Origin of the sequence: Enterococcus sp. AZ067 (assembly GCF_051715005.1) — a bacterium.
Taxonomy (GTDB): domain Bacteria; phylum Bacillota; class Bacilli; order Lactobacillales; family Enterococcaceae; genus Enterococcus_D; species Enterococcus_D casseliflavus.
In genome coordinates, this window is record NZ_JBIOSY010000001.1 from 3,125,929 (window position 1) to 3,149,505 (window position 23,577).

Here is a 23,577-nt window from a genome sequence, read left to right on the forward strand (position 1 = left end):
AAATAGCTTGCTTCGTCAGACCGCATGTATTAAGGCATCACGAAATACACCCATCTTTTTCGAACAAGTCGAAAAGATGAGTGTCTCCCCTATTCAGTTATTACTTACTTCATTTCCCCATTTATTTTTGGTTTTCCGGCCGAGAATTGATGGCATATTGTTTCCGTCCACCAGGTTTTGGTACTTGATCCCCCATCATGATTCCAAAACCACCTTCTACCCGAAGTTCATGACCATTCGTGTAATCAGAACGTTCGCTAGCTAGGTAAAGGACCGCATTGGCAATGTCTTGCACATCACCGATTCGTTTGTTGGCAGTCAAGCGTTTGCGCCCTTCTTCAACTTCTCGATCTGCATAGAAGCTTGCGGATAAAGGTGTCTTCACAAAACACGGCAAAACACAATTGCTGCGAATCCCATATTGTCCCCATTCTGCTGCCATTTGTTTCGACATCATGTTGACTCCTGCTTTACTTGGGCTATATGCACCAGAATATGTTTCAGGGCTGATTGAAGCGATCGTTGATACATGAACCATCCGCCCAGATTTTTGTGCGATCATTACTCGTCCGATTCTTTGAGAAACCAAGAAGTAACCATTTAAGTTGACGTCGATCACTTGTTTCCATTCTTCAAATGGTAGATCCTCAAGCAATGAAAATTTCAAAATAGCAGCTGTGTTTACCAAAACATCAATGCGGCCAAAATCTTCTTTGACCTTTTCTGCCAATGCATCTACCTGTGCTTCGATCGTCGAATTGCAGACATAACTGTTTACTTTCACACCGAACTCATCCGCTAGTTTCACTGCGTAGTTGGCAAGGTTTTCTTCGTGCAAATCAACTAATGCAAGTTGCGCGCCTTGCTCAGCAAAGTCCTGTGCGATTTTTTTCCCCATACCACCTAAAGCACCAGTAATAACTACGACCTCATTCTTAAGATTCAACCAAGATTGCTCCATTATTTGTCCCACCTCTAATATTGTTATATTCTTCACTAACAATATACCTTGATATTGATAGAGAAACTAATTCTTTTTTTCCATTGATTAATAGCTTCTGTGAATGGTTTGATTCTCTATAGAGGCAGTGACGATTGCTTGTGCCAACACAGGATTTTTACAGTAAATCATGCAGCTTGCCAGCAGCATCGGCGAATTTTCAAGTTGATAAAATTCTTGTACAAAGGATGCAGCTGCAATCTCACTCAGCGAATAAAGACGTGCTTGTTTTTTCAAAAATCCAATATGATAGTGCAGTTGCTTTTTGACCGTCCACAAATTTTTGTGGTATTCGAGCACATGGAATATTTCATGCATCAATACCACTTCCGTTAGTGTAGTCGTTGGCAGGAGTCGACTTAATTGTTGCGCTTCGATAAACTGCTGTGCTTGTGCCAAGAACGTGTGATCGATCATGATTTGATCCACTTTTTTATACAAAGCAAAGGTATAGCGTTCCTGCTGTGCTTGCGCTTCAGGTAGCGTGTTGATCTGTAATGAATCAATGATTTCTTGCAATTCTTGAGGATGCTCTCGATACCAGCAGGCTTCGTTCTTGCCTATGCTTTCGGCAGTTTCAATAAAGTACTCTACCTGTACAGGATCGATTTTGGCATACAGCGGGTCTTGCTTTAGCAATTGCAAATGAGGATTGGTTGCTTGAGACCATAGGTGTAAAAATTGTTGGCAAAATTCTTCTACTTTCACGGATCTCATTCCTTCCTTGGCCTACTGCAAGCGGTTCGCAGCAATAATAATAATCTCTTCTGTACCAATCAACTGACTTAATTCAATATCGATCAACATCATCAATTGGGTATAATCTGTCGAACTAAAATCAAAGAGACGCGGTCCAGCACAAATATAAAAATCTGGCCGGATGACTAGATCACTTTGGTAGTTCGCCATACTTTCCCAAAGACGCGCGATTTGTTCACTATAACTTTGGATCGTCGTTTTCACGACGGCTGCATGGTCTCTTTGCACGCGAATAAACCCTCGATGATCAATGACACAAACACGATCGCCTTTTTTTGTCGCTGCGCCATAGACATAAAAATGTTCACTTGCAGCACAAGTAACCACGTTTTCTCTAGCAACTTGCAGCTCAGTAACAGCAATCTCTTGCGCTTCTTCACGAGTGATTTGATTCTGACGCTCAGCAGCCTGAGCAGCTGTGGCACCGGAAGCTCGCGCAGTGATTTTTTGCGTCTGAGGATCGATCTCAATATGGACTTCAATACTATCGGGTGTTGCCCCACTCTCGATCGCTAAAGTAGCGGCTTCTTGCTTGATTGCTGCAATATCGGCTTTTGTTGGATTGGGAACGATTCGTTCCACCACATCTTGAACCACCGATAATGCCACCCCAATTGATGAAATCACTTCGGCGTTTTCAGGTATTTTATAATTTAATGACAATTGTTTCGCCGCATGTTTGATCAGAGAAGAAACACCACCTCCAACTCCTACTAAGGTCATTTGATTTGGTTCTAATTGATACTTGCGGGCAAATGAGTGAATCACCGGTGCTATTTTTTGAACTGCTTGATCCAAAATTTGTTGTGCAACATCCTCCACTGTCGTTTCTAAGTATTCCGCTAAAGGTTGCATAGCTTTTCTGGCTGAATGGGCATTGCCATAAGAAAAATCATCCTTTGTCACATACCCTAAGACATTCGCAGCGCATGAATTCGTGATCGTGATTCGTTTTCCGTTAGCGAGCTTGATTGCGACATAATCCGCTGGGTCACCTGCTTTGGGCGCATAAAGCTCCAGTTCTGGTGCAACGATCTCTTCTTCTGGAAGATACGTGCTATATTCTAAACCAGCGATATGAGCACTTCTTGGTCCGACGTCTACCACGCCTTTTTTGTTCACTCGAACCATACTGCCGCCAGCCACACCTAAGACGCGAACATCTAATGAATTGACATACGTCTTATGTCCTGCAATCTCTGAGTAATCAATGACTGGCCGACCATTTTTGATCACGCCAAGATTCGTAGAAGTTCCCCCTACTTCAAAATAGATCCCATTTGATGTTCGCAGATACATCAATGCCCCCATCACACTAGCTGCTGGTCCAGAAAGCATGGTCAGTACCGGACGTTTTTTCATTTCAACGATGTCCATCAATCCGCCATCGCCACGCATGATCATCAGTGGTACATCTACACCTGCTTGGCGAACACTATTTTCTGTTGAATTTGCCGTTTCCAGCATCGTTGGCAAGATCGATGCATTGATTGCAGCAGTACGGGTTCTACGGGATAACCCATATAGTTTGGTCATTTCCGACGCCAAGGTCACTTCGATACCCTTTTGTTTCGCCACTTCAGCGATTCTTTCTTCTGTTTTTAAATCATCTACACCAAAAGCTGCTGAAGTCACAATGACTTGCGCCTGTGCTTGTTGCAGTTCTGCTAACGCCGTTTCGATCGTTGCCTTTGAAAGCTCTTTTTGAGGAATAAACCGCGCCACGACTTCAATACTTCTTCCCGTACCTAAATCAATATCTTTTAATGCCGTTTGCCACTTTGCTAGCCATCCTTCGACGCCTCCTTTCGCCGTACTGATAATACCGACCTTTGCTACATCGCCTTCTAAGAGTGCATTGGTGGCTTGAGTAGTACTATGAGCGACAAAGACTACTTCCTCAGGCTGGATCTGATTTTCGGCTAAACACTTGATAAATGAGGCAACCACGCCTTCTGCCACCCCTTGTTCACTTTTGTGGGTCGTTTTTACAGATGATTTTCCAATCACCTCTTGGGTGTCATTGTTGATTGCGACAGCTTTCGTATGGGTCCCGCCTACATCTATGCCAATTCGGACACTTCTTCTCATTTTCTTCACCTACTTTTTTAAATCGGGCTATATAACAGAAACGTCGCAACCTCAAGAATAAGCGAAATAACGATTCCTGGTAAAAAAGCGACTTTCATATAGTCTCTCGTGTTGATATTATTGAAGCCTAATCCCCAAGCATTCCAAGAAATGGTCAAATCAAAATGTCCCATGCCGATCATGTTGGAAATGAATAACGGATACAAAAAAGTCACTGGATAATTGGTTTGATTGCTGATTACTGCCAGCAATGCTGCGCCACAACCAATCAAAGAAAGGGGTCCGCGAAACCAAGTCAAGGGAGCTAAAAAACCAAAAAGCAGACAAAGCGCTAAGGGATGCGTCGGAATGATTCCTCCTAGCAATGATTCAAAATACGGTGCTGCAAACGTAGCAGCTGCATTGAACATTGCAAGAGTCATCCAAAAGGCAACTAAGGTCGCAGTATCTTTGACCCCATCTGCAAAAATACGGGTCAAAATCTGAGAATCTTTTCTGAACCCATCCTTTAAAACACCACAAATCCACAAGGCATACAGACTCGCACCAATAAAACAAAAGATCACTGGAAATTGAAAGATGATGACTCCTACGACCGGTATAAAAGGGGTAAGTAACGCCAAACTAGGCACGTCATGGACTTTAGGTTCTTCTCCAACCGCCCAAGCATAGGTCAAACTTTCTACTCTCAAATACCCAATAGCAAAAATCGAAGAAACCAGAATCATCACAAAGAAAGCCAATAATCCAAACGAAAAATAATCATTATAGGTGTAATCAACCCCACCATTCACATTGCCAAAAAAGGCTTGATACTGTGTGAAATTGATTGGATTTAAGAAAACACCTGCTGCAACGGAAGCCGAAAAACTAAAGAATGCCACGACTTTAGGAATACCAATCGAAAACAAAATCGGTAATACGATCACGGCGATCGCGATGACAGATCCGGCACCTGACATTGACGAAAAGATAAAGCCGGTAATCAAATTGACAATTACTAGAATAATCGCTGGACTATCCCCGCCAAGTTCCACACTCTTGCGAATGATGGTTGTCGCAATTCCAGTTTCCAACAATATCCGACCAAAGAAGGCTCCTACAAAAATATTCATTTGTGAAGCCCCCCAGCGTTCTGGTGCCTGTTGATAAACCTGTGCCAGCATCTCGGTAAATGGTAGGTTTTCAAATGCCGGATTGGGTGAAATAACATTCCCTATAAGCGGCAACAACACCCATAACGTTGCCATAACAATAAAACCAATCATCAGGTTATACCCTTTGATACAATAAAAAACCATGCCACCAAATGACACTACTAGTAAAAAGCCAATCAAGCTATCCATACTTCTTCTCCTCCATACAATTTACGCCGTTTAAACCTGCAACCAGATACGCTAAGTCACCTGTTTAACAAAAGCGAAAAAGGAGGAAGTGGTTGGCCACTATCCTCCAGGACGTTTAGTCCTTTAACTTATCAAATGCGCTATAGCCAAAAACTCTTTTGTGTTGCAGTAACAAATAAACCATCATGATGATCGCTAATACAGCAGCTGCAAGCAATAAGCCCATCATCAGAAAAATCGCTTGCGTTTCTCCTACAGACCGAGTCATGGAAGCAACGATGTAAGGTAAAAAGGTACTTGCTAAGCCCATCCAAGTATAGTAGATCCCGGTATTTCGACCTTTTGGTCCAGGGCAAAACATTTGTCGTACCCCTAGCCCAGTTTGCAACGCCCCTCCGGCAGCAAAGAAACCCAAGAAGGCGATACTGATATAAATCACTACGACATGTTGGATCACTAATACCATCCCTAACGCAAGAGCGATGAATACCGTATCAATAAACAAGACTTTTAAGGGATTCCAACGCAATTTCCCCATCATTACTGCCCAAAACAAAACTGCCACCATTGAGCCAAAAGTATAGATCGATGTTAGCCCTGCTGACTGCATCTCAGTCAAACCAGCATTCGTCAAACCAAACGCTTTGGTATACTGTTGGGCGCCGTACATGATGAACATACAGATGAAACCAAAGAACATTGTGAAGAAGTTAACGACCATATTCGGCTTAACAAGCATTCTGGCCTTCATTGCCGCAATTTCTTCTTGAACCGCATTCGTTTCTTTTCCATCGACGGTTGCCGCTTTTTCTTTCATCATGTCATCATAGGCGAATGGCGCGATAGCTGCTAAAATCGTGCAGACGATCGATAGGACTAATGGAATAATAATCCCCATCGACTGATTCCCAGACCCGATGAAATTTACCACAAGTAAGGGATAGATAACCCCTGACAAAGAAACAAAAAACTTGATCCCAATCATTGCTGAAGCCGCATATTTCGGTGCTGCTTCTTGAGAAGCGGGATACAATGCAGCATCCCAGAAACCAGAAGTCGCCACCCCTGCGATAAAGGCACAGACAGACGCGATCACCATATTCGTCGTCAGTAACAGACCTAAAAAGCATAGCGTATACAAAACAGCCCCCATGACCGCCATTTTTTTGCGTCCCACTTTATCCGAAATTTCTCCACCGATCCAGACGGTCAAAAATTTTCCTAATCCGGTCGCAGTGATGGCCAACGATACCGCAGCGGCTCCTGCAGAAGCATCGGTATAACCCCATTTATCCGAAAAATAAGTCGCATTTTGGCTTAAAATAATGGCTTGAATTCCATGAGTGAAATAACACATATAGACAGTTGCCAGTGACAAAATATACTTTTTTGCTCTCATTTGTACGCTCCTTATAAAAGAACATCCAACTTTCCTACGAAAGTTCCCCTCAAGGTATTTCGTAGGAAACGGATACTCGGTCCCTAGTTAGTTTGCTTTGACAGGCAATTCTTTTCCAGTAAATAGTTTAAAGGCGGCTTTTCCTTGTCCGATAAGCATGCCTTTTCCACCTACAGTCTTACATCCCTTCGCGCTAGCATCTTTCAATAACTGGGTCATTGGTGGGTTATAGATCGCATCAGCCACCGTCAAATCTGCATGCAGTAAATCGGTGTCTGCAATCGGTGTCGCAGTATTTCCTTCACCCATTCCAACAGTCGTTGCATTCACCAGACAATCGGCTTCGTTGATTTTTTCAGCTAATAACGCTTGGTCCGCCAAATCATAGATCTCAATTGCTAGGTCAGGGTAATACTCTTTGATGCGAGCAACGGTCTCTTTGCCTTTTTCATAAAAAGCATCTTTGATGTTAAAAATCGCAATAGAGGCTGCGCCTTCGATCGCCAACTGGACTTGAATCGCCGTGGCAGCTCCTCCAGCTCCAATTACAACAAATTTTTGATCCTTCATTTTTACATCGTGGGCTTGCAGATTATCAACAAAGCCGACACCATCGGTAATGTGACCGACGAGCTTACCTTCATCATTGACGATGGTATTGATCGCACCCACCATTTTTGCAGCAGGTGTTAATTCATCCATATATTCTGCGGCTGCCGTTTTGCAAGGCATCGTGACATTTCCACTCATTTTGAAGGTTCGAAATGCCTCGATCGCCTGGGCGACTTGGTCTTCTTTAATGTCAAAAGCTAAATAAACTGCATCGATATCAAGCTGGTCAAAGCCATAATTATACATGGCTGGCGAACCAGAATGCCCAACAGGTGTACCGATCAATCCTAAGAGCTTCGTTTTTCCCGAAATTTTTTCGCTCATCGTATTTCCTCTTTTCTATTTGATTTTTTTTTACGCAAGCAATTCTGGCCATGCGTTTTGGATCACTTCAATACTCGTTTTGTAATTTTGCTCTGCTGCTTTTTGATAGCCTTGACTTAAAATCGGATCAGAAATCACTTCCGTGCCTACAACACGAGGCTTGATGCCGTGTGCTTTTAGTGCCCGTAAGAAGCCTTCGGTATCACCCCATCCTGTTCCTGGACATAAGCGATCGTGCATCGACTCATCCCGTAAGATCGTATCAGGATATCGTCTTTCTAAAACATCACAAATTTGGATCGAAACAACTTTCTCCGCTGGGACCCCTTCCAAGTCAGCTGCTGTCATGTTGGCTCTCGCCCAGTGCCATGTATCTAGGATCAGCATCCCATTTTCACAATCTGCCTCTTTGACAATATTCCATGCACTAGCTAGATCAGGAACACCGCTATAAGGCATGAATTCTAACCCAATGACTAATTCTTTTGCTCGTGTACATAGTTCTTTAAAGGCTTGGATATGAACCTCTGCTGGGTATTTTTCCATTAAGCCACAATTGATGTGCCCAACACCAAACAAACGTGCCATATGATAGATCGTTTGCTCTTTAAATTGTTGCAGCAGTGTTTCCGGTGTTTCCATCGTTTTATTTGGATCAGCCCACAAGGTGATATATTCGACCTCGGTTACTTTCATGTCATGTTCTGCAAGAATTTCAAGCATCCGCTCATCAGAATAGCCTTGCTTCACCGCAAGCATATAGGTCTCCGCACGTAAACCGATCCCGTCGTATCCTGCCTCTTTCGCGATCTTCACTCTGTCTTCAAAATTAATCTCTGTCCCTAACGTGTAAGAACTAATCGTCAATGGAATGTTTCTCATGTTATTTCCCCCTTTAAAAGTCTGTAAACAACTACTACTTGGTTTACAGCTGGAAATAAAAACACGAACTAAAAAGCGGCCGCAGTAATTGTGTTTTTATTCACAATGTTTATTACCGTTATTATAGCTTTTCCCTCTCCGTACTTCTAATTGTTTTTTCTTTATGGATCTATAGATAAAAGATATAAGTCTTGTGATATACTGATAAAAAAAGAAGGATTTTAGAGGAGGTTTCAATGAATCTTCAGCATTTAAAATATTTTGATATCCTTGCTAGAGAAGAACACTATACACGTTCGAGTAAATTGCTCAACATCACACAACCAAGTCTCAGTAATGCCATTTCACTTTTAGAAGATGAGCTAGGTGTACAACTCTTTGAAAAAAACGGACGAAATGTGATCCTAACCAAGCCTGGAAAAATTTTCCATGAACATGTTATACGAACGTTAGAAAACTTAGATTCGGGTATCGATACAGTAACAAAAATCAGCAAAGGCTTTGGGCATATCAGCTTTGCTTTTTTGCAAGTCCTCGGTACATCTTACGTACCAAAAATCACTAAACAATTTCTTGAAGCAAATCCTGAAAAAAAGATTCAATTTGAATTTCACTCTGATAGCGTCAGTACCGAAACAGTCCAAGGACTAAAAACCTTGCGCTATGATCTCGGTATTTGTTCCTACATCACCAATGAACCAACCATTGAATTCGTCCCGATTGCAAGTCAAGAACTTGTCGTGATCACCGCGTTGGATCATCCTCTCGCACAATTTGATGAAGTCTCTTTGGACGACTTAGCAGAATATCCCCAGATTATTTTCAGCAAAAAAAGTGCCTTACGTGAAATCATCGATGACCTTTATCAGCGCAACAACGTCAGCTATCAAGTTGCCTATGAGGTCAAGATCGATCAAGTGATCGCAGGTCTAGTCAGCCAAAATTTAGGAATCGCTATCATTCCGAATATGACGATGCTCGACTCTTTGCCCCTCAAACGTATCAAACTCAAAGACATCAGTTGGGAACGATACTTTTATTTAGCCTATAACAAAGAAACCTACCTGCCGCCTGTTGTTAGCAATTTCAAAGACTTTATTTTGGCCCATGCAGATCCGAAACAGATCGTTTATTGAGTGGCTGGGTGGGTGAAAAACAAAGCTTTAGAAAATAGGAATAAAACTATGTTCCCACCTTCTTTTGGCGTTTTCACTTAATAAAAAACAGACATTCATTAATGGAATGTCTGTTTTTTATTGCTTATTCTCTTGTTCTTTTTTCTCATGGCGAATAATTAAAGGAGCTATACTCACCGCACGTTTCACAGATATAGTAATAGTTGCGTTTCTTCTTATTGTAAAGTTTCAACTTCTTCCCATTTTTACAACTCTTGCATTCTTCTAATTCAGTCAAGGTTTTATAATAAAATAACTCACTGATCATTTCTGGATAAAAATGCGCAAGCAGCTCAATCAGCTTTTTTCTGTCAACCAACAGTAGATTATCACCGGCTATTTCTAAAGCTTGATCTGTAAAAAAATGTGTTGTGATAAAAAGCCCATTGGGAAACCCTTTGTCTGGAAAAATCCCTTTAAATGCGGCAACGAGTGGCTTACTGATCCGCTCCGTTGTCTTTTGCGGATTCCAGGCTTTACATTGGACCGCTATTGCCTTTTTATTATTAGAAAAAGCATACACATCAATACCACCATCTTTGTAACCATCGATGTTTTGGACGGTATATCCCATCTTTTGTAAAATACATTCAGCAATATAATTCAAATCCTCCGATTTACAGGTTTCTAATTGAGCCACAATCTTTTTCAATTTTTTCGGGTATGTACGTTCATTAAAGTTGCTTAGTTCTGGTAAATTAATAACTTCTTTCTTTTTCTTAAATGAAAACATGTCTCTTCCTTTCTTGATTGTTTTGGATGTGATTAGTTAAAGCTTAGCTAGTAAGTGGTCTTTAATTATGTAGAGTAAAACTGGTTTTTAAAGAGAGGAAATAACTACTTTTCTCAAATAAACGTTTGAATTCGGTAAAATAAGTCAAAATAAGAAACTTATAAAAGGATATTATTAATTTAATGATAATTTTATTTAAGCTAAAAGTCAATTGAAGCTTGAATATTCAATAACAATCGAAGGTTAAATCAAATCACTCTTGATCACTGCTTCATTTAAGAAAATTTCTAGATAGGATTCGTTATAGTGCTAATTTCCACATTCTTGTCTCACTGATCTATTGAGTCCTCTTACTTTACTTGTAACAGATTCTGAATGGTTTCTTTCGCTTTAGCAGTTGCGTGTCTATTACCTATAAAAATAAAAAAAGGTTTCCCTCGTAAAAGGGAAACCTCAGAAATGTTGCCGAAACAACATTTGCAGTTATTTGTCTTATTCTGCAGCGTTTGTGTCTTTGAGACCGTATTTTTTGTTGAAACGGTCCACACGTCCGTCTGCTTGTGTGAATTTTTGACGTCCAGTGTAGAATGGATGTGAATCAGAAGTTACTTCGACACGGATCAATGGATACGTGTTGCCGTCTTCCCACTCAACAGTTTCTTGAGAATTCTTTGTAGAACCTGATAAGAATTTGAAACCAGTAGTTGAGTCCATGAATACAACTGGATGATAATCTGGATGGATATCTTGTTTCATTTCTTCTTCTCTCCTTTGCCCTGGCTCATTTGCTTCACCAGAGTTGATTTGTCGATTTTACAACATGACTATCTTACCATGTTTGGTTTTTAGATGCAATTATCTTTTTATATTTCTTTTTTGCCGTTTGTCTCCGAAATGGACATCATGAAAAGCCGCTAAAAACTCTTCATTGTTCTTCGTTTTACGCAAGAATTGAATGAATTGTTCTGTGAACTCCAAGGAATCCCCCAACATGTTGTTGCGTAAGCGCCAGGTTTCTTCCAATTGCTCGCTGCTCATCAGCAATTCCTCTTTACGGGTACCAGATTTCTTGATGTCGATCGCTGGGAAGATCCGACGTTCTGCTAAGCTGCGAGAAAGCTGCAGCTCCATATTGCCGGTTCCTTTAAACTCTTCATAGATGACATCATCCATGCGGCTGCCGGTATCCACCAGTGCTGTGGCAAGAATCGTCAAACTGCCGCCTTCTTCAATATTACGGGCAGCACCAAAAAATTTCTTTGGTTTGTACAAAGCAGCTGGATCGATCCCGCCGCTTAGTGTGCGTCCGCTTGGAGGTACCACTAAGTTGTAGGCTCTTGCCAAACGAGTGATACTATCCATCAAAATCACGACATCACGCTTGTCTTCCACCAAACGCATCGCCCGTTCTAGTACCAATTCAGAAACACGGGTATGATTGCTAGGCTGTAGGTCAAAGGTTGAAGAAACAACATCGCCTTTGACACTGCGTTCCAGATCAGTCACTTCTTCTGGGCGCTCGTCGATCAAAAGAACGATCAACTCCACCTCAGGATAGTTGTCAGTGATCCCATTGGCAATTTCTTTCAAGATACTGGTTTTCCCAGCTTTAGGCGGAGCAACGATCAGTCCCCGTTGTCCAAAACCCACTGGCGACAGCATGTCGATCATCCGCGTAGAAAGGCGTCCTGACGTTGTTTCTAATTTTAAATGACGATTCGGATAAAGCGGCGTCAGCGCTGGAAAATGCGGACGCTCTTTGGCATCTTCTGGATCTTTGCCATTAACAGACTCAACGTGCATCAATCCATAATAGCGCTCAGATTCCTTGGGCGGGCGCGCCTTACCGGCGACTTTATCACCATTACGCAAACTAAACCGACGAATCTGTGACGAAGAAATATAGATATCTTCTGCACTCGGTCCGTAGTTGATTGGGCGTAAAAAACCGTAGCCTTCTTGGCCTACGATATCCAAGATTCCTTCCATATAAAAGAAGCCTTGTTTTTCCGCCTGCGCCCGTATCACAGCCAATGACAATTCTTTTTTATTCATCTGGCTGTAATAAGGAATTCGAAACTCTTTGGCAAAGGTGTAGATCTCTTTTAAGGTTTTGTTTTCCAACTCTGCCATCGTAAGATAATCGCTCATAATTACTCCTCTATCATTTGAATATCAGCTCCAAGAGCCGTTAGTTTTTCGATGATATGATCATAGCCGCGCAAAATATACTCGACATTAAAGACGCTGGTCGTGCCAGTCGCCATCAATCCGGCAATGACAAGACAAGCTCCTGCTCGCAAATCAGAAGCGACAACTTCTGCTCCGTGCAATTGGCTCGGTCCGCTAACAAAAATCATGTTGCCTTCTGTCGTTGCTTGTGCGCCCATTCGTGCTAATTCAGGAATATGGTTGACCCGTTTGGCGTAAATCGTGTCCATAATCTCCGATGTTCCGTTTGCTTTTAGCAATAATGGTGTGATCGGCTGTTGCAGGTCTGTGGCAAATCCTGGATAAGGATAGGTTTTCACAGTCGCTGGTTTCAAGTCTTTTGAGGGATGCACATAGATTTCATCTTCGCTGATATCCATTCGTACGCCAATTTCTTCCAATTTCGCAATGTAGCTTTCTAAATGCTCATAAATCACATTTTTGACAGTAATGCCTTCCCCCGCTGCTGCGGCTAAAGAAAGGTAGGTTCCTGCTTCGATCCGGTCTGGAATGATGGAATGACGACAACCGTGCAATTCTTCCACGCCTTCGATACGAATTTCATTGGTACCTGCACCTCTGATTTTCGCCCCCATATTATTTAAAAGGGTCGCAACATCAATGATCTCAGGTTCTCGTGCGGCATTTTCAATGATCGTTTTGCCTTTGGCTTTTACTGCTGCCAGCATCACATTGATGGTTGCTCCGATGGAGACCATATCTAGGAAGATTCGTTCGCCAGTCAAGCCTTCTTCTTCGGTACGCAAATACATGGCACCATGTTCGTTGGTGACTTTTGCACCAAGTGCTTCGAAGCCTTTAATATGCAAATCGATTGGTCGCGGGCCTAAGAAGCAGCCGCCAGGCAATCCAACGACGCCTTCACCAAACTTCGCCAACAAGGCCCCCATGAAATAGTAAGAAGCTCGTAGACTGTTGATTTTTCCGTTAGGCATCGGGATCGAAACGATGTTTGTCGGATCGATCTCTAGCGTATTGTTTTCAAAATGGGTCTTCACACCCATGATTTCGATAATCTCAATTAATGAGTGCACATCTTGGATGTCAGGCACTCCTTCTAAAATGACCGGTGAATCAGCTAAGATCGCTGCCGGGATCAATGCGACTGCACTGTTTTTTGCGCCGCTAATGGTGACTTCACCTTTTAAGGGACGATTGCCGTTGATGACAATTTTTTTCATGGAATTCCACCTATACTCTTTTTTAATTTATGTGTATCATTCCAATTTTAGCACAGATCACTCAAAGAAAAAAGATGCAGGATATTTTTGATCCCCACATCAAGAATATTTTCTTGGAAAGCAAAAAAACTCTTAGAATCAGTGATTCTAAGAGTTTTGATCTTTGATTAAGATTAAGCTTTACCAGCTGAACCGAACCAGTCGATGTGTTCTTCTGCATCTTTAACGATTGCAGCAACACCTGGTGCTAATAATTTACGAGGGTCGAATCCTTTACCTTCTTTATCTTTGCCAGCTTCGATGTATTCACGAGTTGCTTTAGCAAATGATAATTGGAATTCAGTATTTACGTTTACTTTAGAAACACCCATTGAGATTGCTTTTTCGATTTGGTCTTGAGGAATACCAGAACCACCGTGTAATACTAATGGTACATCAGAACCTACTGCATCAGCGATTGCTTGTAAGTGGTCAAAAGCAAGGCCTTTCCAGTTTTCAGGGTATTGACCGTGAATGTTACCAATTCCGCAAGCTAGGTAATCAATACCAGTTGCAACCATTTGTTTACATTCTTCGATGTCAGCTAATTCGCCAGAACCGATGATTCCATCTTCTTCTCCGCCGATTGAACCAACTTCACACTCAACAGAAACGCCTTTTGCGTGTGCTTTTTCGACAACTTCTTTAGCCAATTTCAAGTTTTCTTCAAATGGTAAGTGAGAGCCATCAAACATAACAGAAGTGTAACCAACTTCGATACATTCCATTGCTGCATCATAATCACCGTGGTCTAAGTGGATTGCAACGGGAACAGTGATGTTCATTGAATCAACCAAGTTTGTAACGATGTCTTTAGCAACTTTGTATCCGCCCATATATTTGGCAGCACCCATTGAAGTTTGGATTAGAACTGGCGCTTTTTTCGCTTCAGCAGCTTTTAAAATCGCTTGTGTCCATTCTAAGTTGTTTGTGTTGAATCCGCCGACTGCATATCCGCCTTGACGAGCAGCTTTTAAGAATTCAGCTCCTGATACTACTGGCATAAAAAATTCCTCCTAAGTTTTGAAAAACTTTATTTGTTAAGCAATGCTTAACCGACAATGCTATTTTAGCAAAGATTTGCGGTATTTGCTACTAAAAAGAGGAATTTCTCTTTTCAAAAAAAGATTGCACAAATATAAAAATCCAGCATTTTCATCATCTTTTCTGAAAGTCTAGGATTCTGTAAGGTTTTGCTCTTCTGTCTGCGGTCGTTAGATAACAAATCGGCATGTGAAAATTCGAGAAAAATTTCACATATTTTTTCGTTATTTTATCATAATCTTCCAGCAAATCCTTTCCTCTTCTCTTTTGAGCATAAGAATAGCCTTGTGAAAGCGGCTATATTATTATGTAAAAAAGGAGGGATAAAATGAAAAAAGCGCTTATTGGATTTTTGGCAGTCATCGGAGTTCTTTTCTTGGCAAGCTGTAGCTCGGGGGCCAAGGAAGAAACCAAAACATTCACAATGGATCAAAATGGAGTTTCGATGGAACTGGTCTTCACTTATGAAGGCGATAAAGTAAAAACTCAGACTGCGAACAATGTCATGCCTTATTCAGCGATCGGGGTAACGACTAAAGAAGAAGCACAAACCGTGCTTGATCCGATCGCTAAGAAGTATCAGCAAGTCAAAGGGTTGGACTATTCCCTCGACTATACAGATAGTGAAGCGACTGAATCCTTGACCATCAATTATGATGAGTTGGATTATGATTCAGCGAAACAATTGCCTGGGGTTAGTTTCGAAGGAAACACTGAAAATGGGATCAGCATGGAACGTACAGAGGAAATGCTCTTAGACCAAGGGTATAAGCTAAAAGAATAATCCTCTCTAGGCACCAGCAAATCAACCTGAGTTTCCCGCTGGCGGATTTCATTTGAACTGTTAGCGAAAAAAATAATGCATCAGCCAGAAACTTCCGGTCGTTTTGACGGAAGTTTTTTGTGTGCAGAAACAGATACCTTCTACCAACGCTCTCGCAAGTTTCAACCTTTTACGGATTATTGGGATGGCGCAACTCAAAAAAACTCCCCATCTTGAGATGAGGAGTTTCGCACATTCATTCCTTGGTTTGCCGCTAGCGATTATTATGCTTGGCGGTTGTCTAATGAAGCTCCAACAAAGGCTTTGATCAAGCGTTGTGGGCGAGTTGGACGAGAAATCAATTCTGGGTGGAATTGGCAACCCACGAAGAATTTGTTTTCTGGGATCTCAACGATCTCAACCAAACGATTGTCTGGTGATACACCTGAGAAAACCATCCCGTTTGCTTCAAAGATTTCACGGTATTTGTTGTTGAATTCATAACGATGACGGTGACGTTCTTGAACAACCTCTTCTCCGTCATAAGCTGCAGCTGTTTTGGTGCCTTTCTTCACTTTACATGGGTACAAGCCTAAGCGCAATGTCCCACCTAAGTTTTCGATGTTTTCTTGGTCAGCCATCAAATCAATGATGTTGTTGGCTGTTTCAGGATCGGTTTCTGCGGAATTGGCATTTTCCAAGCCAACGACATTGCGGGCATATTCCACACAAGCCATTTGCATCCCTAGACAAATCCCTAAGAATGGTACATCGTTTTCCCGAGCATATCGGATCGCTTCGATTTTTCCTTCAATCCCGCGATCACCGAATCCACCAGGAACGAGAATACCGTCTACTTCACCTAAGTAAGAATCCACGTTTTCTCGTGTGATTTCTTGGGCTTTGATCCAATCGATCTCGATATCTGCATCAAAGGCAAAGCCAGAATGTTTCAAGGCTTCAACAACTGATAGATAAGCATCTGGCAATTCCACATATTTTCCAACTAATGCGATGCGTACTTTTTTCTTCAAATTCAGTACCTTTTCTTCCAATGCTTGCCATTCAGTCATGTCAGCAGCTGGTGCAGTCAGTTTCAAATGATCACACACGATTTGATCCATGCCTTGCGCTTGCAGTGCCAATGGGATCGAATAAAGGGTCTCAACGTCACGAGATTCGATCACGGCTTCTGGTGCCACGTCACAGAATTGGGCCAATTTGTTTTTCGTTGATTGTCCTACGGGTTGTTCTGTACGAACGACCAAGATATTTGGTTGAATCCCCAAGCCGCGCAGTTCCTTCACACTGTGTTGGGTCGGTTTGGTTTTCATTTCGCCCGCTGCTTTCAAATAAGGAATCAGTGTGGTGTGGATGTACATCACATTGTCTGAACCTACGTCTGCTTTCATTTGACGCAAAGCTTCTAGAAATGGCAATGACTCAATATCCCCTACTGTACCGCCGACTTCTGTAATGATCACATCTGAATCAGTCATTTTGGCTGCCCGCATGATTTTTTCTTTGATCTCATTGGTGATATGCGGGATCACTTGAACAGTTGCGCCTAAGTATTCTCCTTTACGCTCTTTCCGCAAAACTTCTGAATAGATTTTTCCAGTTGTTACATTTGAGTATTTGTTCAAATTGATATCAATAAAGCGTTCATAGTGACCTAAGTCTAAGTCGGTCTCTGCTCCATCATCGGTTACGAATACTTCACCATGTTGGTATGGGCTCATCGTTCCTGGATCGACGTTGATGTACGGATCGAATTTTTGAATCGTTACTTTCAAGCCGCGATTTTTCAACAGACGTCCTAATGATGCTGCTACGATCCCTTTACCAATAGAAGAAACCACACCGCCGGTTACAAAAATATATTTTGTCATAAACTGAAAAACTCCTTTAATCTATTTTACAGGAAAAGCATTTAGAAAATAATAAAAGCTCCCTATCCATAAATGAATAGGGAGCGAAAATTCTAAATCACTTTCTGACTCTTGTAAAGAGTGCCCAAACAGAATGATACATTCTCACCTAGCAAATGTCAAGAAAACTTTATCTGATTTTTTCAGAAAGAAAACGAGGTTTCCAGACAAAGCGCTTTACTTATCGATACAGCTGGTTCCTTCTTTTTCACGACTAAGTTCTATGGTTATTCTTTCTTAAACAACCTTCATGTTTTCTGCACAACTTTTTGCAAATTTTTCATTGCTTCTTACGAAATCGTTGAACTCTCTTTGGCATAATACAAAGTGTAGATGAAGTCTGGCGCTTTACTCGTTTTGGTAAAAATGATCGGAACGGATTTCTGGTTATTTTTGGCAAAGACGAGGTGCAGGTTCGATTCCTGCCTTCTACGCTAGTATAATTTTTCTTTTGCAGGATAGAGGCAGCTATCCTGCTATTTTTTTGTTATAGATCGTCACTGTCTTCTGAAAAGCATGTAATTCCCTTCAAAAGCTGATTGTTTTTTTCCGATTCCTTTGAGAAAATAAGCACAACTCAATCGATCAATTTAACATTTTCTCGATTTTTTTCGATTTTTTTAGTTGAAAGATGTTCACTTTTTTTACTTTCAGTTGTTGTATTGTTAAGGAGGGGGAAAAATGCGTTTGGATGCTTACGAACATTATTTACTGCAGTTAACGAATGACTTGGTTCATTACCTGCAGTCCCTCGGCGCTTCACAACAGGATGCCGAAGATATTGCTCAAGAAGCAATTGTTAAAATCCTTGAAATCGATTCGGTCTTATCCGCAGAAGCGATTCGTCCGTGGCTGTTTCGTGTGGGTATCAATGGTTACTTTACGTTGTATAAACAAACAAAGCGACGGCGAGAAATCGTCAGGCAGTATTTGCCAGTGACTGCTTCTAGTATCAACTGGCAAGAAACTGATGATGATCTTTATGAGGCACTTCAAGAATTACCCGTTTCTACCTCCACCCTTTTGATCATGAAGTATGCAGAAAATTTGAGCTTAAAAGAAATAAGCTTCTTACTGAATCGCTCGGAAGATAGTATCAAAACAGCATTATATCGAGGAAGAAAACAACTGAAAAAACGAATGGAGGAAAAGAAACATGGCTATTGAAGAGCAAGATTTTAAAAAAATCGTGAAAAAAGCTCGGCTAAAAAACACACGTAGGACAATTGTTATTGCTGTACTGTCTTTGTTCGTATTGATTGGTCTACCAGGGGGGCTCTATTTAAACTATTACAATTACGGTCCTTTTCGAGGAGAAAAAATAGCGGGTGTTCCAGATAATCATCTAGTTCAAGTCGAAAATCAAATGGATCTTTCCAGACTGTTATTTGATTTTGGTTCGCAGCTAAAATTTAATACCCAAGCTCAAGCGATGACGGTTTACTTTGATCACTATCGCAAAGGTGAGAAAACAACCCACAAGTTGATTGCTTCCTTAATGACGGATACCAAAAGCAATTATAACGGTTATTTAACGATTGGCATTTCTAAAGGGGAAAAAAAGCTGCTCGTAAACTTATCTTCCAATGGCGGAGCATCAGAAACAACGACAGATCTTACGGAATATCAGTATATTTCTCTTGGAGAAGACAAAGATCTTCCCGGGGGAGCAATCTACCACATTGAAGAAGATCCCCTAGAAATCAAAAAAAATGTTGAGATTCCTTTGATTTATATTGCACAAGGTGGCGACTTAAAATTATATGATGTGATGGAAAATAACTTGTCCGAAGAAAATTTAAAAAGCATTGAAAACGTCTATTACATTTACTTAATAGTAGAATAACGAAAAAAGACCAGTTCAGGATGCCTGAGCTGGTCTTTTTTCTGTCACACTGTCGATTAATTCCGACGGTTGTTATTACCAAATAAAATAATCAAACGTAAGAGCTGCAATAAGGTTGCTACGGCAGCTGCGACATACGTCAACGCTGCGGCAAAGAGCACTCTTCTTGCTTGTGGTACTTCATCTTCTGTTAACAAGCCACCATCTGCCAAAATACGGATCGCCCGTTTTGAGGCATCGAACTCGACTGGCAAGGTCACTAATTGGAAAATAAACGCCAATGAGAAAGCCAACAAGCCTAAGTTGATCAGAAACGATCCTCGTAATAGGACCCCAATCAAAATCAATGGGATCGAGATGCTGGTTCCGATATTAGCGATCGGTACGATCGCATGACGCAAACGCAAAGGAAAATAACCTTTGGCATCTTGGACTGCGTGTCCACACTCATGTGCCGCAACACCGATTGCTGCTACCGAAGTTGATTGTGCAGTGGATTGCGATAAACTCAGCATTTTGTTGCCAGAATTGTAATTATCCGTCAAATCACCAGCGATCGCTTGCACACCCACATTATTGATTCCTTGGCTTTGCAAGATGTACTGCGCCGCTTTTGTGCCGGTAATATTATTTTTACTTCTGACTTTGTCATATTTGTTAAAGGTACTTTTGACGTACGCTGACGCTGCTAGTGAAATCACCATACCGATAATTACAAGAATGAAAGTCGGGTCATAAAAAAAGCCGAACCCGTATCCGCCCATACCATACACGATAAAATTCCCCCTTTTAACCTTTGACCTTATTTTACCATTAAAGTGGTGAAAAAATTATGAAGATGACTGGAAGATTTTGTTTTTAACCTTTTTTTACAAATTCTGATTTTAGTTTCATTGCGCCGAAGCCATCGATCTTGCAATCAATGTTGTGGTCGCCTTCGACTAATTTGATGTTTTTCACTTTCGTTCCTTGTTTGATGGCGCCAGATGCGCCTTTGACTTTCAAGTCTTTGATGACCGTTACTGTATCACCATCGACTAAAATATTGCCGTTGGCATCTTTATATACGGGTGCTTCTTCCGCCGCTTGTTGCTCTTGCCATTCGTTTCCGCATTCAGGACAAACAAACAGCCCGCGGTCTTCATAAGCGTATTCAGATTGGCAATTTGGACAGTTAGGAATTTGAGTCATAGTGTTGCTCCTTTAAAATATAATTTTCGCTGTAAAAAAACAACTCACCATCAGCATACCGAAAAACCATTAGAGGTGCAACCAAAAATCAGTGACCTGTAAGTAAAAAAAATCGCTTCTGTAGAGTAATAACAGAAGCGATAACTCAAGTGTATTCGAAAAGGAACTACAAAGCGTTGGGTATTATTTTGAGAAATGATTCGCACAAGCATCGCCGACCCACTGGATGATTTGTACCAGAAGAATCAGCAGGAGAATCACCACAATCAAAATCGCCGTTTCATAGCGATAATAACCATACTGAATTGCTAAATCGCCAATGCCGCCTGCGCCAATTGTTCCCACCATCGCTGAGTAGCCTAAAAGACTGATCAAAGTTAGCACAAATCCGCGAATCAAAGCTGGCAGACTTTCTGGTAAAATCACTTCGCGAACGATCTGTCTCGTCGATGCTCCAGAAGCGACGCTGGCTTCAAGGACGCCATAGTCGATTTCGGCAAATGCGGATTCAGCGATTCGGGCGTAAAAAGGAATCGCGGCAATCGATAATGCAATCGCACCACCCGCTGGGGTATAAGGATCACCGATCAGCATCGCTGATAACGGAATCAGCGTAATCAATAAGATCAAAAATGGCAGCGAACGGATTGCATTGACGACAAAATCCGCCAGATGATGCAAGAAAATATTTTTATGAAAAAGGTTACTGCCGACTAAAAATAGGACTAATCCAATCAATAAGCCGAAAACTACTCCTATAATTGCTGAGGTCCCCACCATAAAGAATGTTTCCCATAGTGCTTGAGGCAGGTTTGTTTTTAAAATCTCAATCGTTTCAGCCATTTTTCTCACCTATCTTTCTTAGAGAAAAGACGTTCGCAGCTAAGTGTTCTCGGGCTTTTGCTGCTTCTTCGTCGGGTCCCGTCAAATAGATATACAAAATACCGATCACATCTTTTTTGATATACTCAATTTTCCCATGGATGATATTGATCGACACATCGTAGGCTTTCGCTACAGTCGAAATCAGCGGTTCTAACGTATACTCACCTTGGTAGCGCAATTCCAGCAAGTCGCCTTGCGTGAAAGATGCTAGAATCTCTTCAGGAAGCGTCAGATCCAAGTAGCGGCCTACCAGTTTTTTCGTAATAGGCTGTTTAGGCTGACTGAACAAGCCATAGGTCGTTTGTTCTTCAACGATGCGCCCCTTTTCCATCACTGCCACCCGATCAAAAAACTTACGGGCAACATCCAATTCATGAGTGATAAAGACGATGGTGATGCCTGTCTGTTCCTTGATTCGGATCAACAACTTCAAAATTTCTTCGGTCGTTTCAACATCTAACGCACTGGTAGCTTCGTCACACAATAAAATCTCAGGCTCGTTGGCAATCGCTCGTGCAATGCCGATCCGTTGCTTTTCTCCCCCAGACAAATTATTCGGATACTCGTGAATTTTGTGAGGCAGATCCACCATTTCCAACAGTTCCTTGATCCTCGCTTCTTGCTGATCTTTCGGATAATCACCAGCGCGCAAAGCAAAGGCTAAATTTTCCTTGATGGTTCGATTATGGATCAGATTGAAATGCTGAAAGATCATCCCGATTTTTTGTCGTACTTCACGCAAGTGTTTGCCTTTGGCTTGCGTGATGTCTTGACCATCAATCAGAATTTGACCGCTAGAGGGCACCTGCAGTAGATTCAACGTACGAACCAAGGTACTTTTCCCAGCCCCGCTCAATCCGACGATCCCGTATACTTCTCCAGCTTGAACGGAAAAATCAACGGAATCCACTGCTTTTTTGATTTGTTTTTTATGAGTGAATGTCACTGATACTTGTTTTACTTCTATTTTTGCCATAAGATATGCCCTTCTTACTCAGTCCAAAATTTCGGTTGATCAAAGTTGCTGAACGGTGATTCGGCAATCGCTCCTTTAAATGCATCACTTTCTAATACTTCCGTAACTGCCTTAGCAAAATCACTGTCTTCTTCTTCGGTGGACACCACAAAGACATTTTTATATTCTTCTTTCAACGACTCCAACGCCAAAGCATCTGCAGGATCAAGAGAAGCCGCCCAAGCGAAGTTTCCTGGTACTAAAGCTAAATCGACTGTATCTAACGAACGAGCCAATTGGGCTGCGTCTAATTCTTTAAATGTCAGATTCTTCGGATTTTCTTCGATATCATTCACCGTTGCCTTCGTTTCGTCGATATTGTCTGCGATGGTGATCAACTCATTGGCAGCTAACAGTTGCAAGGTCCGAGCTAAATTTGAGGCATCATTGGCAATCGAAACAGTCGCCCCGTCTGCTAACTCATCCAAGCTGGACAGTTGCTTCGAATAGATGCCCATTCCCAATGTTGGCACTTTTTGTAATGCCGTAAGAGATAACTGGTTATCTGCCGAAAATTTTTCTAGATAGGCCGTATGCTGAAACAAATTGGCATCGATTTGGCCATTCGCCAAGGCATTGTTCGGCTGAATATAATCATTAAACACTTTGGTCGTTAGTTGATACCCTTTTTCTTCCAGTAATGGAGAGATCACCTCTGTCACCATATCCCCATATGGTCCTGGTGCCACTCCAACGACTTTTTCTTCCACTGCATCTACACTGTTTTCACCAGACTGTGTATCCTCTGTGCTGCTAGTATTGCCACAAGCTGCCAATGTAATTAAGACAGCAGCAACTAACCCAACGATTCCCTTTTTCAACTGTTTCATTTTTAGTTCCCCCTTTTTATAATAAAAAAACGTCCTTTCTCCATCATAGAGAAAGGACGAAACAACCATGTTCGTGGTACCACCTTTAATTCATTGGCACAAGCTGCCAACCTTATCAGTTTATCAACTGCTTTGCTGTAACGGGCAATCCCGCTGCACGCTTGCTTTTGCTCACGTCCAAACGCTCCAAGGCCATCTTCAGTCAAACGGCTGTGCTCTTTCTCACCAATCCGAGCTCTCTGATCCAATCGAAACTGACTTACTCTTCTTATCATCGCGTGTTTTTAAGTTGTGTTTAA

General features: G+C 41.7%; 22 protein-coding genes and 1 other annotated feature. Of the genes, 4 read left to right on the forward strand and 18 right to left on the reverse strand.

Translation table 11 applies throughout. From position 1 onward, the window contains the following. Positions 1-121 precede the first annotated feature (121 nt). The 7 genes from IGI82_RS14830 to IGI82_RS14860 all read right to left on the reverse strand — a co-directional run bounded on the left by IGI82_RS14830 (position 122) and on the right by IGI82_RS14860 (position 8,413). Entirely contained in the window at positions 122-961 is an 840-nt protein-coding gene (locus IGI82_RS14830; RefSeq protein ID WP_181409200.1) for an SDR family NAD(P)-dependent oxidoreductase, read from the reverse strand. 87 nt (positions 962-1,048) lie between these two features. After that, entirely contained in the window at positions 1,049-1,717 is a 669-nt protein-coding gene (locus tag IGI82_RS14835; protein WP_438842411.1) for a hypothetical protein, read from the reverse strand. Between the two features lie 12 nt (positions 1,718-1,729). After that, a complete protein-coding gene (locus tag IGI82_RS14840) occupies positions 1,730-3,850 on the reverse strand; it encodes a hydantoinase/oxoprolinase family protein (RefSeq protein ID WP_115232767.1) in 2,121 nt (706 codons plus the stop codon). Positions 3,851-3,867: 17 nt separating this feature from the next. Next, positions 3,868-5,196: a citrate transporter gene (locus tag IGI82_RS14845; protein ID WP_438842412.1), complete on the reverse strand. Its 1,329-nt coding sequence runs from the start codon at positions 5,194-5,196 to the stop codon at positions 3,868-3,870. A 115-nt stretch (positions 5,197-5,311) separates the two neighbouring features. Beyond that, on the reverse strand, positions 5,312-6,595 hold the full coding sequence (locus tag IGI82_RS14850; protein ID WP_438842413.1) for an MFS transporter: 1,284 nt from the start codon (positions 6,593-6,595) through the stop codon (positions 5,312-5,314). 87 nt (positions 6,596-6,682) lie between these two features. After that, positions 6,683-7,531, reverse strand: coding sequence for a shikimate dehydrogenase (gene aroE / locus IGI82_RS14855; protein WP_142968670.1), 849 nt, complete (start codon positions 7,529-7,531; stop codon positions 6,683-6,685). 30 nt (positions 7,532-7,561) lie between these two features. Continuing rightward, complete coding sequence (locus tag IGI82_RS14860) at positions 7,562-8,413, reverse strand: sugar phosphate isomerase/epimerase family protein (RefSeq protein ID WP_005234024.1); 852 nt, start codon at positions 8,411-8,413, stop codon at positions 7,562-7,564. 236 nt (positions 8,414-8,649) lie between these two features. On the opposite strand from IGI82_RS14860, the gene IGI82_RS14865 reads away from it, so the two are divergent. Next, the gene (locus IGI82_RS14865; RefSeq protein ID WP_438842414.1) at positions 8,650-9,549 is read left to right on the forward strand and encodes a LysR family transcriptional regulator; all 900 of its coding nucleotides are present in this window, start codon (positions 8,650-8,652) and stop codon (positions 9,547-9,549) included. Between the two features lie 145 nt (positions 9,550-9,694). Here the strand turns inward: IGI82_RS14865 and IGI82_RS14870 are convergent, their stop codons facing one another. The 5 genes from IGI82_RS14870 to IGI82_RS14890 all read right to left on the reverse strand — a co-directional run bounded on the left by IGI82_RS14870 (position 9,695) and on the right by IGI82_RS14890 (position 14,777). Next, positions 9,695-10,321 (reverse strand): restriction endonuclease, encoded by a 627-nt coding sequence (locus IGI82_RS14870; protein ID WP_438842415.1) that lies wholly within the window; start codon positions 10,319-10,321, stop codon positions 9,695-9,697. Positions 10,322-10,813: 492 nt separating this feature from the next. Further along, positions 10,814-11,077, reverse strand: a complete 264-nt coding sequence (locus IGI82_RS14875; protein ID WP_005233979.1) for a type B 50S ribosomal protein L31 — start codon at positions 11,075-11,077, stop codon at positions 10,814-10,816. 99 nt (positions 11,078-11,176) lie between these two features. After that, complete coding sequence (gene rho, locus IGI82_RS14880) at positions 11,177-12,472, reverse strand: transcription termination factor Rho (protein WP_005228301.1); 1,296 nt, start codon at positions 12,470-12,472, stop codon at positions 11,177-11,179. A gap of 2 nt (positions 12,473-12,474) precedes the next feature. Then, positions 12,475-13,734, reverse strand: a complete 1,260-nt coding sequence (locus IGI82_RS14885; protein WP_005228299.1) for a UDP-N-acetylglucosamine 1-carboxyvinyltransferase — start codon at positions 13,732-13,734, stop codon at positions 12,475-12,477. A 173-nt stretch (positions 13,735-13,907) separates the two neighbouring features. Then, on the reverse strand, positions 13,908-14,777 hold the full coding sequence (locus tag IGI82_RS14890) for a class II fructose-bisphosphate aldolase (protein ID WP_005228297.1): 870 nt from the start codon (positions 14,775-14,777) through the stop codon (positions 13,908-13,910). Positions 14,778-15,145: 368 nt separating this feature from the next. Between IGI82_RS14890 and IGI82_RS14895 the strand changes: the two genes are divergently transcribed. Continuing rightward, a complete protein-coding gene (locus IGI82_RS14895; protein ID WP_005228292.1) occupies positions 15,146-15,601 on the forward strand; it encodes a YehR family lipoprotein in 456 nt (151 codons plus the stop codon). A gap of 263 nt (positions 15,602-15,864) precedes the next feature. Here IGI82_RS14895 and IGI82_RS14900 read toward each other — a convergent pair whose 3' ends face one another. Then, positions 15,865-17,472, reverse strand: a complete 1,608-nt coding sequence (locus IGI82_RS14900; RefSeq protein WP_005228290.1) for a CTP synthase — start codon at positions 17,470-17,472, stop codon at positions 15,865-15,867. A gap of 720 nt (positions 17,473-18,192) precedes the next feature. Here IGI82_RS14900 and IGI82_RS14905 point away from each other — a divergent pair. Beyond that, positions 18,193-18,678, forward strand: coding sequence for an RNA polymerase sigma factor (locus IGI82_RS14905; RefSeq protein WP_438842416.1), 486 nt, complete (start codon positions 18,193-18,195; stop codon positions 18,676-18,678). Continuing rightward, on the forward strand, positions 18,668-19,357 hold the full coding sequence (locus tag IGI82_RS14910; protein ID WP_438842417.1) for a hypothetical protein: 690 nt from the start codon (positions 18,668-18,670) through the stop codon (positions 19,355-19,357). Before IGI82_RS14905 ends, IGI82_RS14910 begins: the two co-directional genes overlap by 11 nt. A gap of 56 nt (positions 19,358-19,413) precedes the next feature. On the opposite strand, the gene IGI82_RS14915 is transcribed toward IGI82_RS14910, so the two are convergent. From IGI82_RS14915 to IGI82_RS14935, 5 genes are all read right to left on the reverse strand, one after another. After that, the gene (locus tag IGI82_RS14915; protein ID WP_005228270.1) at positions 19,414-20,121 is read right to left on the reverse strand and encodes a zinc metallopeptidase; all 708 of its coding nucleotides are present in this window, start codon (positions 20,119-20,121) and stop codon (positions 19,414-19,416) included. Between the two features lie 94 nt (positions 20,122-20,215). Beyond that, positions 20,216-20,548: a zinc ribbon domain-containing protein YjdM gene (locus tag IGI82_RS14920; protein ID WP_005228268.1), complete on the reverse strand. Its 333-nt coding sequence runs from the start codon at positions 20,546-20,548 to the stop codon at positions 20,216-20,218. 183 nt (positions 20,549-20,731) lie between these two features. After that, on the reverse strand, positions 20,732-21,391 hold the full coding sequence (locus IGI82_RS14925) for a methionine ABC transporter permease (RefSeq protein WP_016609383.1): 660 nt from the start codon (positions 21,389-21,391) through the stop codon (positions 20,732-20,734). Further along, positions 21,384-22,409, reverse strand: a complete 1,026-nt coding sequence (locus IGI82_RS14930; protein WP_060791469.1) for a methionine ABC transporter ATP-binding protein — start codon at positions 22,407-22,409, stop codon at positions 21,384-21,386. The genes IGI82_RS14925 and IGI82_RS14930 overlap by 8 nt, the downstream gene beginning before the upstream one ends. Positions 22,410-22,423: 14 nt before the next feature. Continuing rightward, positions 22,424-23,278, reverse strand: a complete 855-nt coding sequence (locus IGI82_RS14935) for a MetQ/NlpA family ABC transporter substrate-binding protein (protein WP_438842418.1) — start codon at positions 23,276-23,278, stop codon at positions 22,424-22,426. A 49-nt stretch (positions 23,279-23,327) separates the two neighbouring features. Next, positions 23,328-23,562 (reverse strand) — a binding site (T-box leader). Positions 23,563-23,577: the final 15 nt, after the last annotated feature.

Coding starts and splice junctions, on each gene's coding strand:
- IGI82_RS14905 (WP_438842416.1), top strand. CDS start 18,193: ATGCGTTTGGATGCTTACGAACATTATTTACTGCAGTTAACGAATGAC.
- IGI82_RS14840 (WP_115232767.1), bottom strand. CDS start 3,850: ATGAGAAGAAGTGTCCGAATTGGCATAGATGTAGGCGGGACCCATACG.
- IGI82_RS14875 (WP_005233979.1), bottom strand. CDS start 11,077: ATGAAACAAGATATCCATCCAGATTATCATCCAGTTGTATTCATGGAC.
- IGI82_RS14885 (WP_005228299.1), bottom strand. CDS start 13,734: ATGAAAAAAATTGTCATCAACGGCAATCGTCCCTTAAAAGGTGAAGTC.
- IGI82_RS14920 (WP_005228268.1), bottom strand. CDS start 20,548: ATGACTCAAATTCCTAACTGTCCAAATTGCCAATCTGAATACGCTTAT.
- IGI82_RS14900 (WP_005228290.1), bottom strand. CDS start 17,472: ATGACAAAATATATTTTTGTAACCGGCGGTGTGGTTTCTTCTATTGGT.
- IGI82_RS14895 (WP_005228292.1), top strand. CDS start 15,146: ATGAAAAAAGCGCTTATTGGATTTTTGGCAGTCATCGGAGTTCTTTTC.
- IGI82_RS14925 (WP_016609383.1), bottom strand. CDS start 21,391: ATGGCTGAAACGATTGAGATTTTAAAAACAAACCTGCCTCAAGCACTA.
- IGI82_RS14845 (WP_438842412.1), bottom strand. CDS start 5,196: ATGGATAGCTTGATTGGCTTTTTACTAGTAGTGTCATTTGGTGGCATG.
- IGI82_RS14850 (WP_438842413.1), bottom strand. CDS start 6,595: ATGAGAGCAAAAAAGTATATTTTGTCACTGGCAACTGTCTATATGTGT.
- rho (WP_005228301.1), bottom strand. CDS start 12,472: ATGAGCGATTATCTTACGATGGCAGAGTTGGAAAACAAAACCTTAAAA.
- IGI82_RS14890 (WP_005228297.1), bottom strand. CDS start 14,777: ATGCCAGTAGTATCAGGAGCTGAATTCTTAAAAGCTGCTCGTCAAGGC.
- IGI82_RS14830 (WP_181409200.1), bottom strand. CDS start 961: ATGGAGCAATCTTGGTTGAATCTTAAGAATGAGGTCGTAGTTATTACT.
- IGI82_RS14870 (WP_438842415.1), bottom strand. CDS start 10,321: ATGTTTTCATTTAAGAAAAAGAAAGAAGTTATTAATTTACCAGAACTA.
- IGI82_RS14835 (WP_438842411.1), bottom strand. CDS start 1,717: ATGAGATCCGTGAAAGTAGAAGAATTTTGCCAACAATTTTTACACCTA.
- IGI82_RS14860 (WP_005234024.1), bottom strand. CDS start 8,413: ATGAGAAACATTCCATTGACGATTAGTTCTTACACGTTAGGGACAGAG.
- IGI82_RS14930 (WP_060791469.1), bottom strand. CDS start 22,409: ATGGCAAAAATAGAAGTAAAACAAGTATCAGTGACATTCACTCATAAA.
- IGI82_RS14865 (WP_438842414.1), top strand. CDS start 8,650: ATGAATCTTCAGCATTTAAAATATTTTGATATCCTTGCTAGAGAAGAA.
- IGI82_RS14935 (WP_438842418.1), bottom strand. CDS start 23,278: ATGAAACAGTTGAAAAAGGGAATCGTTGGGTTAGTTGCTGCTGTCTTA.
- IGI82_RS14915 (WP_005228270.1), bottom strand. CDS start 20,121: ATGGGCGGATACGGGTTCGGCTTTTTTTATGACCCGACTTTCATTCTT.
- aroE (WP_142968670.1), bottom strand. CDS start 7,531: ATGAGCGAAAAAATTTCGGGAAAAACGAAGCTCTTAGGATTGATCGGT.
- IGI82_RS14910 (WP_438842417.1), top strand. CDS start 18,668: ATGGCTATTGAAGAGCAAGATTTTAAAAAAATCGTGAAAAAAGCTCGG.